Annotated in this window: 10 protein-coding genes and 1 tRNA gene; 8 read left to right on the plus strand and 3 right to left on the minus strand. The window is 67.4% G+C overall.

Features of this window, described 5'->3' with window-relative positions:
- Positions 1-409: 409 nt before the first annotated feature.
- Entirely contained in the window at positions 410-661 is a 252-nt protein-coding gene (locus EYF70_RS15210) for a hypothetical protein (protein ID WP_131146168.1), read from the minus strand.
- Between the two features lie 200 nt (positions 662-861).
- On the minus strand, positions 862-1,710 hold the full coding sequence (gene fdhD / locus EYF70_RS15215; protein WP_131146169.1) for a formate dehydrogenase accessory sulfurtransferase FdhD: 849 nt from the start codon (positions 1,708-1,710) through the stop codon (positions 862-864).
- A 639-nt stretch (positions 1,711-2,349) separates the two neighbouring features.
- Here fdhD and fdnG point away from each other — a divergent pair.
- The 8 genes from fdnG (at position 2,350) to EYF70_RS15260 (ending at position 13,687) form a co-directional block, all read left to right on the plus strand.
- On the plus strand, positions 2,350-5,421 hold the full coding sequence (gene fdnG / locus EYF70_RS15225) for a formate dehydrogenase-N subunit alpha (protein ID WP_165497680.1): 3,072 nt from the start codon (positions 2,350-2,352) through the stop codon (positions 5,419-5,421).
- A gap of 19 nt (positions 5,422-5,440) precedes the next feature.
- On the plus strand, positions 5,441-6,361 hold the full coding sequence (gene fdxH, locus EYF70_RS15230; protein ID WP_131146172.1) for a formate dehydrogenase subunit beta: 921 nt from the start codon (positions 5,441-5,443) through the stop codon (positions 6,359-6,361).
- Positions 6,351-7,028 carry a formate dehydrogenase subunit gamma gene (locus EYF70_RS15235; RefSeq protein ID WP_174800406.1) on the plus strand — a complete coding sequence of 226 codons (678 nt, stop codon included), beginning with the start codon at positions 6,351-6,353 and terminating at the stop codon, positions 7,026-7,028. Before fdxH ends, EYF70_RS15235 begins: the two co-directional genes overlap by 11 nt.
- 213 nt (positions 7,029-7,241) lie before the next feature.
- Positions 7,242-8,270 carry a formate dehydrogenase accessory protein FdhE gene (fdhE, locus tag EYF70_RS15240; protein WP_131146173.1) on the plus strand — a complete coding sequence of 343 codons (1,029 nt, stop codon included), beginning with the start codon at positions 7,242-7,244 and terminating at the stop codon, positions 8,268-8,270.
- Positions 8,267-9,739 (plus strand): L-seryl-tRNA(Sec) selenium transferase, encoded by a 1,473-nt coding sequence (gene selA, locus EYF70_RS15245; RefSeq protein WP_131146174.1) that lies wholly within the window; start codon positions 8,267-8,269, stop codon positions 9,737-9,739. Before fdhE ends, selA begins: the two co-directional genes overlap by 4 nt.
- Positions 9,736-11,637: a selenocysteine-specific translation elongation factor gene (gene selB / locus EYF70_RS15250; protein ID WP_131146175.1), complete on the plus strand. Its 1,902-nt coding sequence runs from the start codon at positions 9,736-9,738 to the stop codon at positions 11,635-11,637. The genes selA and selB overlap by 4 nt, the downstream gene beginning before the upstream one ends.
- 40 nt (positions 11,638-11,677) lie before the next feature.
- Positions 11,678-11,773: transfer RNA gene (locus EYF70_RS15255), tRNA-Sec, on the plus strand.
- 156 nt (positions 11,774-11,929) lie between these two features.
- A complete protein-coding gene (locus tag EYF70_RS15260; protein WP_131146176.1) occupies positions 11,930-13,687 on the plus strand; it encodes a vWA domain-containing protein in 1,758 nt (585 codons plus the stop codon).
- A 43-nt stretch (positions 13,688-13,730) separates the two neighbouring features.
- On the opposite strand, the gene EYF70_RS15265 is transcribed toward EYF70_RS15260, so the two are convergent.
- Complete coding sequence (locus EYF70_RS15265; protein WP_131146177.1) at positions 13,731-14,612, minus strand: arginase family protein; 882 nt, start codon at positions 14,610-14,612, stop codon at positions 13,731-13,733.
- Between the last annotated feature and the right edge of the window lie 5 nt (positions 14,613-14,617).

The raw sequence follows: 14,617 nt of genomic DNA on the forward strand, positions 1-14,617 counted from the left end.
TCCCTTCACTGTACCAATGAAATGATGAGCCTTGTGCAACTTGCGTGCCATGGGCAGCAGGGCGTGCATCCGCGTGCCGGAGCGCGCCCGGCGGCCGGAAGCGGTCACCCTGCTGTCCGGTTCCGGACAGGGCACACGGTGAATGGTGGACAGTGGCTGACGGACAGTGAACCGGGACCGGGACCTCGGGATGCCTTGCCGCATATCGATGCCGGATACCGCTTAGAAAAGCCCACCCCAGATGCAAATTCCGGGGTCAGACCCGGCGGGTCTGACCCCAGCCCTTCGCTGTTGGGGTGAATGCATGCGCTCTCAATGTGTCGCTTAACGAAGTGGCAATTGGATCTCGGCGCCGCATACTCACGGTCGATCACCTGCCATCGGCCGCCAGCGACCGTCCCCCGGCCGCCTACTGGGTTTCGCGGCGCTGCAGCGCGCGCGCCACCTCGACGAGGATGGAGCGTGTCAGCGGTTCGTTGTGGTATTCGAGACGCGTGGCTTCGGCCAGCAAGCGTGCCGCGGAACGCGTGTTCAAGTCCGGTGCGACGGCTTTCAATACCGCGCCGACCACCCCGCAGGCATCGAGCACGTCATCGATCTCGACTTTCTCGAGGCCTAGCGTGTAGTGCGGCGCAGGGCCGCTGGTGTGGTGTTTTTCCATGATGGGATTCCTCGCCACCATTTAACCAAGAGTCGCTGCGCCGCCGCGTCAGCGTACATCCCACAAGCGTGTCAGCCTGCGCCCCTTGCATGCGGGCACGGCAGGAAGCCGGCGGCAGGCATCCGGCGCGCCGTGACGAATCGGAGGCTCCGATGTGGCCGCTTGCCGGGTTGATCATGCAGGCGGGCTGGACCAGTTGGTCAGGGCGCCAGCCGCTCCCGCCCGGCATAGCACGTGAAGCGGTCGCCGCGGGCGAATGCCAGCAGCACCAGCCCTGCTCCGGCGGCCATGCGTACCGCCGCGGCCGTCGGGGCGGAGACGCCGACGATGCCGGCCGCACCGGCCATCGCCGCCTTCTGCACCATCTCCACGCTGACCCGGCTGGTGACGACGACGAAGCCGCCCTCCGTGCGCAATGCGGGATCGCGGGCCAGCGCGCCCACTACCTTGTCGAGCGCGTTGTGGCGGCCCACGTCTTCGCGGACCACCGCGAGCCGGCCTTCCGGATCGGACCAGGCCGCTGCATGCGTCGCACCAGTCAGTCGGTTCAGGGCCTGCCGCTCCGGCAAGGCCGCCAGCGCGGCACGCACCGCCCCGCCGGCCAGCATCGCCGCGCCCGCCGGTTGCGGCAAGGTGCGGTACACCTGGTCCAGGCTGTCCACGCCGCACAGGCCGCAGCCGGTGCGGCCGGCCAGCGAACGGCGCCGCTCCTTGAGCGCGACGAAAGCCCGGCTGGCGATGTCCAGCTGCACGGCCACGCCGGCCGGGCCCGCTTCGATATCGATGCCGTAGCACTCGCCGGGGTGGTCGATCAGCGCCTCCGTCAGCGAAAAGCCGAGCGCGAAATCCTCCAGGTCGGCCGGGGTGGCCATCATTACCGCATGGGAGATGCCGTTGTAGACGAGCGCCACGGGCACTTCGTCCGCCAGCATGTCCTCGGTCTCCTCCGCCGTGCCGTCGCGCACGCGCAGCACGCCGCGCCGCTCCGTCGCGGGAGGCGGTTCCTGCCCGAAGGCGGTGGGACAAGTGGGGGCGGAATGGTCGACCATGGTTGTGGCGCTGGCGTGGAACAAGGGGCACATGATGCCACAAGCCCGCGGCGCCGGCGGAGAGCGGTGGCCGGCCGTGCATCACCGGCAGAAACATTTCCCGGCACCGGGGTCAGACCCTAATGCCGCTTGGATAAGTCCACCCCAAGTACAAATGCCGGGGTCAGACCCGGCGGGGTGAAGCAGGGGTTTCGCGAAGCATGCTTCGCGCCTGCGCAACGGTCCTGGCATGCATGCCAGGACTCCCTCCTGACCCCAGCCCTTCGCCGTGGGGGTGAATGCATGCGCTTTCAATGGGTTGAATAACGCTTAACCAAGCGGCATTAGGGTCAGACCCCGGTTTCAGGGAATATGCGCAGCTGGAAATGAACCAGAAGTAAATCAAACAGGAATGGCACGCGAATGAAGGTAAGCGGCTTGCACCAATCCTTGAATGAGAATGCTTCTCATTTTATTTAAATCTCTTTGTTTTTTGACTAATTTAAAGCTTATTCGTCAAGTATTCGGCTTGGCCTTGATAAGTAATAACACGTAGTTCGTCGTTTCATGGCTTGTCCCGTTGAGTTTCACTGCGAAAATACCTGCTTCGCAGTGATAACATCACCTGGCGAAGCAAATAAACTCCTTACAGAGGATTCCATGAACCAGATGTCAAGGCGCCAGTTCCTGAAGGTTACTGGCGCAACCATCGCGGGTTCGAGTATCGCGGCGCTCGGCTTCATGCCGGCTACGGCCATGGCCGAAGTCCGGCAGTACAAGCTGGCGCGCACGACCGAAACCCGCAATACCTGTCCGTATTGTTCCGTGGGCTGCGGCCTGCTGATGTACGGCCTGGGCGATGGCTCGAAGAACGCCGCCGCCAGCATCATCCACATCGAAGGCGACGCCGACCACCCGGTCAACCGCGGCACCCTGTGCCCGAAAGGCGCCAGCCTGATCGACTTCATCCACTCGCCGAACCGCCTGAAGGAGCCGGAATACCGGGCACCGGGCGGCACCGAATGGCAGAAGATCTCGTGGAACGACGCGCTCGACCGCATCGCCAAGCTGATGAAGGAAGACCGCGACGCCAACTTCATCGAGAAGAACGCGGATGGCGTGACCGTCAACCGCTGGCTGACCACCGGTTTCCTGGCCGCCTCGGCCGCCAGCAACGAAGTCGGCTACCTCACCCACAAGACTGTGCGCAGTCTCGGGATGCTCGCATTCGATAACCAGGCGCGTGTTTGACACGGTCCGACGGTGGCAGGTCTTGCCCCGACGTTTGGCCGTGGTGCGATGACGAATCACTGGGTCGACATTAAAAATGCCGACGTGATTCTGGTGATGGGCGGTAATGCCGCCGAAGCGCATCCCTGTGGTTTTAAATGGGTTACCGAAGCCAAGGCACATAACAAGGCCAAGCTGGTGGTGGTGGACCCGCGGTTTACCCGTACTGCGTCCGTGGCGGACTACTATGTTGCCACGCGTACCGGCACGGACATCGTGTTCCTGGGCGCGATCGCCAATTACCTGATCACGAACGACAAGATCCAGCACGAATATGTCCGCAACTACACGGACATGTCCTTCATCGTGCGCGAAGACTTCGCGTTCGAAGATGGCATCTATTCCGGTTACGACGCCACCGCCGGCAAGTATTCGGACAAGTCGAGCTGGAACTACGAGATCGGCGAGGACGGCTACGCCAAGGTCGACCCGACCATGCAGCACCCGCGCTGCGTGTACCAGCTGATGAAGAAGCACTACGCCCGCTATACGCCCGAGATGGTGCAGAAGGTGTGCGGCGTGTCGCCCGAACAGTTCTACAAGGTTGCCGAGACGCTGGCGTCCACGGCCGTGCCCGGCCGCGCCGGCACGATCCTGTACGCGCTGGGCTGGACGCACCACTCCACCGGCGCGCAGACCATCCGCATGGGCGCGATGGTCCAGCTGTTGCTGGGTAACATCGGTATCGCCGGCGGCGGCATGAACGCGCTGCGCGGCCACTCGAACATCCAGGGCCTGACCGACCTGGGCCTGATGTCGAACCTGCTGCCGGGCTACATGACGCTGCCGTTCGACAAGGAACAGGATTTCAACGCCTACATCGATGCGCGTGCACCGAAGCCGCTGCGGCCGAACCAGCTGAGCTACTGGAGCAATTACAAGAAGTTCCACGTCAGCTTCATGAAGACCTGGTGGGGCGATGCCGCCACCGAGGAAAACAACTGGGCCTTCGACTACCTGCCGAAGCTGGACAAGCCGTACGACCTGCTGCAGACGATCGAGCTGATGCACCAGGGCAAGATGACCGGCTACTTCTGCCAGGGCTTCAACGTGCTGGCGTCCGCGCCGAACAAGCAGAAGGTCACCGAGGCGCTGGCCAAGCTGAAGTACCTCGTCATCATGGATCCGCTGGCCATCGAGACGGGTGAGTTCTGGAAATCGCACGGCGAATTCCATGACGTCGACCCGACCAAGATCCAGACGGAAGTGTTCCGCCTGCCGACGGCGATCTTCGCCGAGGAACGCGGTTCGCTGGTCAGTTCCTCGCGGGTGCTGCAGTGGCACTGGCAAGGCGCCGAGCCGCCGGGCCAGGCCAAGGGCGACATCGAGATCATGTCCGGCCTGTTCCTGCGCCTGCGCAAGATGTACCAGACCGAGGGCGGCAAGTTCCCCGACCCGATCCTGAACCTTACGTGGCCGTACGCGCAGCCCGCCCATCCGACGCCGGAAGAACTGGCGATGGAATTCAACGGCAAGGCGCTCAAGGAAATCACCGATCCGAAGGACCCGACCAAGGTGCTGCTGAAGAAAGGCGAGCAGCTGGCGTCCTTCTCGCAGCTGAAGGACGACGGTTCCACGGCTTCGGGCTGCTGGATCTTCGCCGGCAGCTGGACGGCCGCGGGCAACCAGATGGGCCGCCGCGACAACTCCGACCCGACCGGCATCGGCAATACGCTGGGCTGGGCGTGGGCATGGCCGGCCAACCGCCGCGTGCTGTACAACCGCGCCTCGTGCGACACCCAGGGCAAGCCGTTCGATCCGACCCGAAAACTGGTGGGCTGGAACGGCGCCACGTGGAGCGGTGCCGACGTACCGGACTTCAAGCTGGACGAAGACCCGGCCAACGGCATGAACCCGTTCATCATGAATGCCGAAGGCGTGGCGCGTTTCTTCGCCCGCGGCCAGATGAACGAAGGTCCGTTCCCCGAGCACTACGAGCCGTTCGAGAACCCGCTGGGCTACAACCCGATGCACCCGAAGAACCCGAAGGCGACGTCGAATCCCGGCGCGCGCGTATTCCCGGGTGATCGCGCGCAAATGGGCACGCACAAGGAGTTCCCGCACGTGGCGACGACCTACCGCCTGACCGAGCACTTCCACTTCTGGACCAAGCACGCCCGCTTGAACGCGATCGCGCAGCCGGAACAGTTCGTGGAAATCGGCGAAGCGCTGGCGAAGGAAATCGGCGTGGTGGCGGGCCAGAAGGTGAAGGTGTCGTCGAAACGCGGCGTGATCACGGCGAAAGCCGTCGTCACCAAGCGGATCAAGGCACTGACCATCGACGGCAAGGTCACGCACACGGTCGGCATCCCGCTGCACTTCGGCTTCAAGGGATTGACGAAGCCGGGCTATCTCACCAACACGCTGACTCCCGTCGTGGGCGATGGCAATTCGCAGACACCGGAATTCAAGTCGTTCCTGGTGAAGGTCGAGAAAGCTTAAGCGGGGATAAGGAAAGATCATGGCATTACAATCTTTGGACATCAAACGCATCTCGGCCACCACGGTGCAGCCGCCGGTTGCCCGCGAGCCGGTCACCGGCACGGTCGCCAAGCTGATCGACGTATCGAAATGCATCGGCTGCAAGGCCTGCCAGACGGCGTGCTCGGAATGGAACGACCTGCGGGATGAAGTGGGTGAAACCACCGGCGTGTACGACAACCCGATCGACCTGACGCCGCAATCGTGGACCGTGATGAAGTTCGCGGAACACGAGAACAACGACGGCAACCTGGAGTGGCTGATCCGCAAGGACGGCTGCATGCACTGCGAGGAACCGGGCTGCCTGAAAGCCTGCCCGGCACCTGGCGCGATCGTGCAGTACACCAACGGCATCGTGGACTTCCACCAGGAAAACTGCATCGGCTGCGGCTATTGCGTGACCGGTTGCCCGTTCGACGTGCCGCGCATCTCGAAGAAGGACAACCGCGCGTACAAGTGCACGCTGTGCTCGGACCGCGTGGGCGTGGGCCAGGAACCGGCCTGCGTGAAAACCTGCCCGACCGGCGCGATCGTCTTCGGCACGAAGGAAGACATGAAGACGCACGCGGCCGAGCGGATCGAGGACCTGAAGTCGCGCGGCTACCAGAACGCCGGCCTGTACGACCCGGCCGGCGTGGGCGGCACGCACGTGATGTACGTGCTGCACCACGCCGACCGCCCGGCGCTGTACAGCGGCTTGCGCAACAATCCTTCCATCAGCCCCGTCGTGGGTGCGTGGAAGGGCCTGACCAAGCCGCTGGCCCTGGCCGGCATGGCCGCGGCCGCGCTGGCCGGCTTCTTCCACTACACCCGCGTCGGGCCGAACGAGGTCAGCCGCAAGGAAGAAGAGGAAGCCCTGCACGATGCGAAACGCATAGCGGAGGAACGTCATGAATCATGATGAGAGCCTGAAGCACGATGAAAAACTGCGGGACAAGGAAGGCTACCCGCTGATCGAGCGGTACAAGCCGAACGAACGGACCAACCACTGGATCACGGCGATTTCGTTCGTGCTGCTGGCGGTCTCCGGCCTCGCCCTGTTCCACCCGGCGATGTCGTGGATGGCGGTGTTCCTCGGCGGCGGCCAGTGGACGCGGATCCTGCATCCGTTCATCGGCATCGTGATGTTCGTGTCTTTCCTGGTGCTGGTGCTGCGCTTCTGGCACCACAACTTCCTGGACGCCACGGACCGCCAGTGGCTCAAGCAGATGGACGACGTGCTGGCCAACCGCGAGGAGAAACTGCCCCGCATCGGCAAGTACAACGCCGGCCAGAAGCTGCTGTTCTGGGTGCTGATCGTGTCGATGGTGGGCCTGCTGCTGACCGGCATCGTGATGTGGCGCGCCTGGTTCTCGCACCTGTTCGCGATCGACGTGATCCGCGTGGCCTCGCTGCTGCATGCGTTCTTCGCGTTCGTGATCATCCTCTCGATCATCGTGCACGTGTATGCCGGCATCTGGATCAAGGGCTCGATGGGCGCCATGATCCGCGGCACCGTCACCTACGGCTGGGCGCGCAAGCACCACCCGCGCTGGTTCGAGGACGAGATGCGCAAGCGCAAGCACTGACGGCGAACTGCACGCTTGTTCGTATTCGTCTAAAATTGGCCGGGCCCGCGTGGCCCGGCTTTTTTATTACTTGTCAGAACACCGTCGGATGTCTTTCACCCAACGGCAAGGGCCGGGGTCAGACCCGCCGGGTCTGACCCCAGGGTTTGCGTTGGGGGTTGCTCTTTGCACAGTGGCCCTTTGCAATACCAAACCCGAAATATTGGAGTTATCTTGGTACAGCGACTGCTAGAACCGGGCGAGATCGAATCGCTCGACCATACCGCCATCCCCCGCCTGCTGCTGCCGCGGCCGGGCGAACTGTACGCGGCGCGCGCGGAACGGCTGCGCCAGCTGGCGCAAAACAACATCAAGGGCATCCCCGTCGACGAGGCGCTGGCCAGCTATGTCAACGTGATGGCCGAGCTCGTGCAGGCGCAGGCGGAGGTCGTGAAGACCCTGCTCCCGGCCGGCATGCCGCTGCCATCGCAGGACGGGATGCGCACGGCGCATGAACACAACATGCCGCCGCTGCCCGTGACGGGCCAGCGCCCGGAACAGTGGCGCACGGTCTTCAACGCCCTGCTCGACAGGCTGGACGCGAAGGCCGCCGGGCAACCGCAGCTGGCGGCCGCCCTGGCCGGCCTGCGCGCGCTGGATGAAGCGCGGCTGGAAGGCGCGGCCGATGCCGTGCTGGGCGAATTCGCCGAAGGCATCGATGCCGCCCAGGCGCCGTTCGTGGCGGCCGCGCTGCAGGTGACCTGGAGCGTGATGGCCGCGCAGCTCGACGAGCGCTGGGCCCAGCCGCTGGTCACCGGCATGCTGTGCCCCGTGTGCGGCTCGCACCCGGTGGCCAGCGTGATCCGCATCGGCGGCCAGTCGCAGGGCTATCGCTACCTGCATTGCGCGATCTGCGCCAGCGAATGGCATATGGTGCGTGTCAAGTGCTCGTGCTGCGAAGCCAATGCAAAGGTGGCGTACCAGGGGTTGACCGACGCGAACGCCGATCCGGTCGCCGAGAACGTGGCGGCCGCGCGGGAAGGCAAGACGCTGAACAAGGCCAACGATCCCACCCGCGTGGCGCGCGCCGAAACGTGCGACGAGTGCCATGGCTACCGCAAGATCTTCAACCAGGAACACGACTACAACGTGGACCCGCTGGCCGACGATCTCGCCAGCCTGGTGCTGGACGTGCTGGTTTCCGAGCTGGGCTATGCGCGCGCCAGCGGCAATCCCCTGCTGCGGCTGGGCTCTCCGGAATGACGGAAACCGTCGGGGAGCGCGATCCGGCACAGCCGGCGGCGGAACCGAAGCCGGCGGTACGCCTGCCGGCCGTGCACCTGCTGCTGGCCGCCCCCGCCTGCCAGCCGCTGGTGGCGCGGTATGGCCGGGAACAGACCGTGGCCGCCCTGCGTGAAGTGCTGGCCGGGCTGCGCACCGCGCTGCTGGCCGGTAGCGCGGCCGACACATCGGACGATGCCGTGCTGGCCGCGCTGGCCGCGCGGCTCGCGGCGGCCAACCAGCCGGCCCTGCGCCGCCTGTTCAATCTCACCGGCACGGTGCTGCACACCAACCTGGGCCGCGCGCTGTTACCGGACGTGGCCGTGCAGGCCGTGGCCGATGCGCTGCGCTGGCCGATGAACCTGGAATGGGACCTGGAAACGGGCAAGCGGGGCGACCGCGATACGCTGGTCGAGCAGCACCTGCTGAAACTGACGGGCGCCGAAGCCGTCACCATCGTCAACAACAATGCCGCCGCCGTGCTGCTGATGCTGAACACGCTGGCCAGCGGCCGCGAAGTGATCGTGTCGCGCGGCGAACTGGTGGAAATCGGCGGCGCCTTCCGCATCCCCGACGTGATGACGCGCGCCGGCGCCACGCTGCGCGAAGTGGGCGCCACCAACCGCACGCACCTGCGCGATTACGCGGACGGCATCAATGCCGCCACGGCGCTGCTGATGAAGGTCCACGCCAGCAATTACGCGATCACCGGTTTCACCAGCGAAGTCAAACTGCCGGAGCTGGCGCCGCTGGCTCGCGAGCGCAACATCCCGGTGGTCGTGGACCTTGGCAGCGGCACGCTGGTCGACCTGGAAAAGTATGGCCTGCCCCATGAAACCACGGTGCGCGAAACCATTGACGGCGGCGCCGACCTCGTTACCTTCAGTGGCGACAAGCTGCTGGGCGGGCCCCAGTGCGGCATCATCGCCGGGCGCCGCGACCTGGTCGAGGCCATCAAGGCCAACCCGCTGAAGCGCGCGCTGCGCGTCGGCAAGCTCACGCTGGCGGCGCTGGAACCCGTGCTGGCGCTGTACCACGCGCCGGACCTGCTGCCGGAGCGCCTGACCACGCTGCGGCTGCTGACCCGCTCCGCCAGCGCGATGCGGGCGCTGGCCGAACGCCTGTGCGGCCCCATGCAGCAGGCGCTGGGCGATGCGTATGCCGTATCGCCCGAGCCGATGACGAGCCAGATCGGCAGCGGCGCCCTGCCCGTCGACGTGCTGCCCAGCTTTGGCCTGGCGCTGCGCGCCGCCGCCATCGCGGGCCAGCCCCGGCGCGGCGATCCGCTCGGCGTGCTGGAGCGCAGGCTGCGCGCCTTGCCCGTGCCGGTGGTTGGCCGCATCGCCGGCGACACGCTGTGGCTCGACCTGCGCTGCCTGGAAGCGCCGCAGGCCGAGGAATTCGAACGGCAGCTGGCGCACCTGGCGCCGGCTCGGGGGCCGGGCGCATGATCGTCGGCACCGCGGGCCATATCGACCATGGCAAGACCACGCTGACGCGCGCGCTGACGGGCGTCGACACCGACCGCCTGAAGGAGGAAAAGGCGCGCGGCATCTCGATCGAGCTGGGCTACGCCTACCTGCCGCTGCCGGGTGGCGACATCCTCGGCGTGATCGACGTCCCGGGTCACGAGAAATTCATCCGCACCATGGCCTCCGGCGTGACGGGCATCGACCACGCGCTGCTGGTGGTGGCGGCGGACGATGGCGTGATGCCGCAGACCGTCGAGCACCTGGCCATCCTGCGGCTGCTGGGCGTGCAGCGCGGTTCCGTGGCGCTGACGAAGACGGACCGCGCCGACGAGCGTCGCATCGCCGCCGTCGAGGCGGACATCGCCGCGCTGCTGGCCGATACGCCGCTGGCCGGCGCCCCCGTGTTCCGTACCGCCGCCACGCAGCCGGGCGATCCCGGCGTGGCCGCCCTGCTCGCCCACCTGGCCGACGCGGCGCGCACGCTGCCCGCGCGCGACGACCGCCGGCTGTTCCGCCTGGGTATCGACCGCGTCTTCACGCTGGCCGGCCAGGGCACCGTGATCACGGGTACCGCGCTGGCCGGCCGCGTGGCGGTCGGCGACACGCTGGTGCTCGCGCCCGGTGGCCAGACAGCGCGCGTACGCGGCATCCATGCGCAAAGCCGCAGCGCGGCGGAGGGGCATGGCGGGCAGCGGCTGGCGCTGAACCTGGCCGGCGTGGCCAGGGACGCCATCGAGCGTGGCACGTGGGCCGTCGCCCCCGCGCTGCAGGCGTGCTCGGAACGCATCGACGCGCGCCTGCTCCTGGCGGGCGGTGCGAAAAGCGCCGTGCTGAAGGCGTGGTCGCCCGTGCACGTGCACCTGGGCGCCGCGCACCACACCGCGCACGTGGTGCCGCTCGACGAGGACATCGTCCAGCCGGGCCAGCCGGCGCGCGTGCAACTGGTGTTCGACGTGCCGGTGCACGCGGTGCCGGGAGACCGCTTCGTGGTGCGCAACGCGCAGGCCACGCAGACCATCGGCGGCGGCACCGTGCTCGATCCGTTCGGCGCGGCCCGCAAGCGCCGCAGTCCGGCGCGGCTGGCATGGCTCGATGCGCTGCAGGCCTACGTGGACAGCGGCGACGTGGCAGACCTGCTGGCGCACAGCCCGCTGGGCGTGCGCACCGCCGCGCTGGTGCGCCTGACCCAGCTGCCCGCCGATGCGCTCGCGCCGCCGGAAGACTGCCTGCGCCTGCCGCTGGGTGGCGGCGACGAGCTGTGGATCGCCCGGACCGCGCTGGAGCGGCTGGAAGGCTCCGTGCGCGACGCGCTGGCCGCCTTCCACGCCCGGCAGCCGGACGATGCCGGCCCCGAACTGTGGCGCCTGAAACGGATGGCGCAGCCGGACGCCGAGGATGCGCTGTGGCAGGCGCTGGTGGCGCGCATGCTGGCCGCCGGCACCGTCGCGCAGCGCGGCCACAGCCTGCACCTGCCGGAGCACAGCGTGGCGCTGACGCCCGAAGAAGAAGCCCTGGCGGCACCGCTGCTGGCCGCGCTGGAACGGGGCCGCTTCGATCCGCCCTGGGTGCGCGACCTGGGGAAGGAATTCCGGGTGCCCGAGGACGAGGTGCGGCGCCTGCTGCGCAAGCTGGCCCGGGCCGGGCAATTGTCCCAGGTGGTACCGGACCTGTTCTACCATCCGCGCGCGCTGGCGGCGCTGGCGAACATCGTCGCCACGCTACCGGACACGCAGGCGGCCACGTTCCGCGACGCAACGGGCCTGGGCCGCAAGCGGGCCATCCAGGTGTTGGAGTTTTTCGACCGCGTCGGCTATACTCGCCGCGTTCGCAACAGCCACCTGGTGCGGCCCAACGCGAGCTGGCCCGACCCTGCATGATGCCCGCACGGCGCGGGCCTGGCGACAATCTGCGACACGAGGAAGGCATTCTCATCCGGTGATGGGGCCGGGCTTCAAACCCGGTGAGGGGCGTCAGCCGTTCCTCTGTAAGTTCGACTCTTTCTGCCTTCCGCCATCTTCCTGCGACCGCCCCGGCCGCGGCGCGCTTTCATCCCGGTAGCCATCCCGGTTGCCATCCCGGTTGCCATCTCAGTTGCTATATGTAACGGCAGTTGACGAGGCGATGCCATTTCGGCATGTTAGCGGGATTCCACACCTTGCGAGGCATCCCATGAAAGCGCCCTTCCACCTGGTCCCGCCGCTGGCCATCGCCGCCCTGCTGGCGGCCTGCAGCAGCGGTTCGGTTCAACAGCAGCCGGCGCAGGAGCAGGCCGCACAGGATCAGGCTTCACCGCAGGTGCCGGCCGCGCCAGTGCCGCCGGCACCGCCGGCCGCGCCGTCACCGTCGGTCACGGTGGCCGGCAGCAGGGCCAACATCACGGCCCTGCGGCGCCCCATGCAGATGCCCGGCGCCTACTACCTGCCGCCCATGGTCGTGCAACAAGGCGCCAACAAGTTCCCCGGCAAGGATGCCAACAAGGCCGTGCTGGTCAGCGAACAGCCGGTATCGACCTTCAGCGCCGACGTGGACACGGCCTCGTATGCGTTCGTGCGGCGCCTGCTGGCCGCCGGGAGCCTGCCGCCGGCCGACGCGGTGCGGGTCGAAGAGATGGTCAATTACTTCCCCTACCGGTATGCCGCGCCGCGCGACCCGGCCCGGCCATTCGCGATCGGCACCGGCGTCGTGCCGAGCCCGTGGCAGGCCGGCAACCAGCTGGTGCACATCGCCGTGCGCGGCTACGACATCGCCGCCGCAGCCCGGCCGCGCGCCAACGTGGTGCTGCTGGTCGACGTGTCGGGCTCGATGGAGCCGGCCGACCGGCTGCCGCTGCTGAAGCAGGCGTTCCGCCTGTTCGCCCAGCAGCTGCGCGACAACGACACCGTGGCCATCGTCACCTACGCCAACGGCACGGGCGTGGCGCTGGAACCGACCACCGGCAAGGACAAGGGCAAGATCGCCGACGCCATCGCCGCCTTGCAGGGCGGCGGCGGCACGGCCGGCGGCGCGGGACTGCAGCGCGCCTATGACCTGGCCAAGCGCCATTTCGATCCGAAGGCCGTGAACCGCGTGATCCTGGCCACCGACGGCGACTTCAACCTCGGCATGAGCGACCCGCGGCAACTGGAGCAATTCATCGCCGGCCAGCGCAAGAGCGGCGTCTACCTGTCGATTCTCGGCGTCGGCGAAGGCAACCTGAACGACGCGCTGATGCAGCGCCTGGCCCAAGCCGGCAATGGCAACGCGGCCTACATCGATTCGCTGCTGGAGGCGCGCAAGGCGCTGGGCCAGGAACTGGGCTCGACCATGTTCCCGATCGCCAACGACGTCAAGCTGCAGATCGAGTTCAATCCCGCGCACGTGGCCGCGTATCGCCTGGTCGGGTATGAAACGCGCATGCTGGACCGGCAGGACTTCAAGGATGACAAGGTGGATGCGGGCGACATCGGTGCCGGCCATACGGTGACGGCGATCTACGAGATCACGCCGGCGGCCGCCGCGGGCAAGCTGGTCGATCCGCCGCGCTATGCCGGCAACGGGACGCGCAAGGCCGCCGCGCCGGAGCGGAAGGCCGGCAGCGATGAACTGTGCTTCGTGAAGCTGCGCTACAAGCTGCCGGGCGAATCGGCCAGCCGGCAGATCGATCACCCGGTGCGGGCCACGGCGCGTGCCACGCTCGACGCCGCGCCGGACGACCAGCGCTTCGCCATCGCCGTGGCGGCGTTCGGGCAAAAGCTGCGCGGCGAACCGCAACTGGCCGGCATGGCGTATCCGGACATCGCCGCGCTGGCCAATGCCGCGCGGGGTGCCGATCCGGACGGCTACCGTGCCGAGTTCGTGCGGCTGGTGCAGATGGCCGACACGCTGGACAAGGTGGGCCCGCAAGCGAGCCATGGCGCGCCGCGGCCGCACGCCGCCATCGCCCGCTGATCCACCGCGCTACTCCGCTGCACTACTCCGCTGCGCTGCCCGACTATCCCGGGCCGGCTATCCCGAGGAAGCTGTCCCCGGCCGCGCTGGCCGGACCTGGATGGCCGGGCCTTTGCATCCGCTCGACCAGCGGCGCGACTGCCCGCAGCAAGGGCGCCGGCGAGACCGGCGGCCCGCCGGCATGCCAGGCATCCTGGAATTCGGCGATCTCGACACCGATGACTTCGCCCCGCGCAATCGCCACGCAGGCATCGCGCAGGTCGTCGAGGCCGAGCCCGTTCGCATGCACGTAATCGGTCGGCACGATGCCCGGTTCCAGCACGTCGCAGTCGAGGTGCACGTAGACCGGCCGGCCCGCAATGGCGTCGGCCAGCCGCGCCGCCAGCCCGGGTCCCGGCGGCACGTGGCGTACGGCCCCCGATGCGATCAGCTCCACTTCGAACGCATCGAGGTCGCGCTGGCCCACCAGCACGATGGACGACAGCGCAATGCCGGCGCCAAGTCCGGACTGCCACAAGCCCGCCGGTCCCGACAGGGCAAGCCCGCCAAGATACCCCGAGCCTGTCGATACCGGCGTGTTCAGGTCCGCATGGGCATCGAACCACACCACGCAGGCGTCCGGACGGTACCTGCCGACGATCGGCAGCGTGGCCAGCGACACGGCGCAACGGCTGGTGGCCGACAGCGGACGTTCGCCGGCGGAAAAGATCGACTCGAAGCGCCGCTGCAGTTCGCGCAGCGCCGGCAGGGCGGAGTCGAGTTCAGTGCGCCAGCCGGCCGACAGCGCCCTTGCCGGCTGGCCGACCGTGCAGGGGGCGATCCCGAGCATGTCGCCCAGGCAGTTGGCGATGGCCATGGCGCCGGGAATGGCGAGATCGTTGTGGTCGCCGGCGCGGCCCTGGAATACGGTCAGTGCGATGGTCATGGTGG

The sequence above is a fragment of the Pseudoduganella albidiflava genome (assembly GCF_004322755.1).
GTDB lineage: Bacteria > Pseudomonadota > Gammaproteobacteria > Burkholderiales > Burkholderiaceae_D > Rugamonas > Rugamonas albidiflava.

What these genes read in the sequence shown, in the direction of transcription:
- fdhD (WP_131146169.1), bottom strand. Translation starts at nt 1,710, where the DNA reads ATGGTCGACCATTCCGCCCCCACTTGTCCCACCGCCTTCGGGCAGGAA.
- EYF70_RS15210 (WP_131146168.1), bottom strand. Translation starts at nt 661, where the DNA reads ATGGAAAAACACCACACCAGCGGCCCTGCGCCGCACTACACGCTAGGC.
- EYF70_RS15235 (WP_174800406.1), top strand. Translation starts at nt 6,351, where the DNA reads ATGAATCATGATGAGAGCCTGAAGCACGATGAAAAACTGCGGGACAAG.
- selA (WP_131146174.1), top strand. Translation starts at nt 8,267, where the DNA reads ATGACGGAAACCGTCGGGGAGCGCGATCCGGCACAGCCGGCGGCGGAA.
- fdxH (WP_131146172.1), top strand. Translation starts at nt 5,441, where the DNA reads ATGGCATTACAATCTTTGGACATCAAACGCATCTCGGCCACCACGGTG.
- EYF70_RS15265 (WP_131146177.1), bottom strand. Translation starts at nt 14,612, where the DNA reads ATGACCATCGCACTGACCGTATTCCAGGGCCGCGCCGGCGACCACAAC.
- selB (WP_131146175.1), top strand. Translation starts at nt 9,736, where the DNA reads ATGATCGTCGGCACCGCGGGCCATATCGACCATGGCAAGACCACGCTG.
- EYF70_RS15260 (WP_131146176.1), top strand. Translation starts at nt 11,930, where the DNA reads ATGAAAGCGCCCTTCCACCTGGTCCCGCCGCTGGCCATCGCCGCCCTG.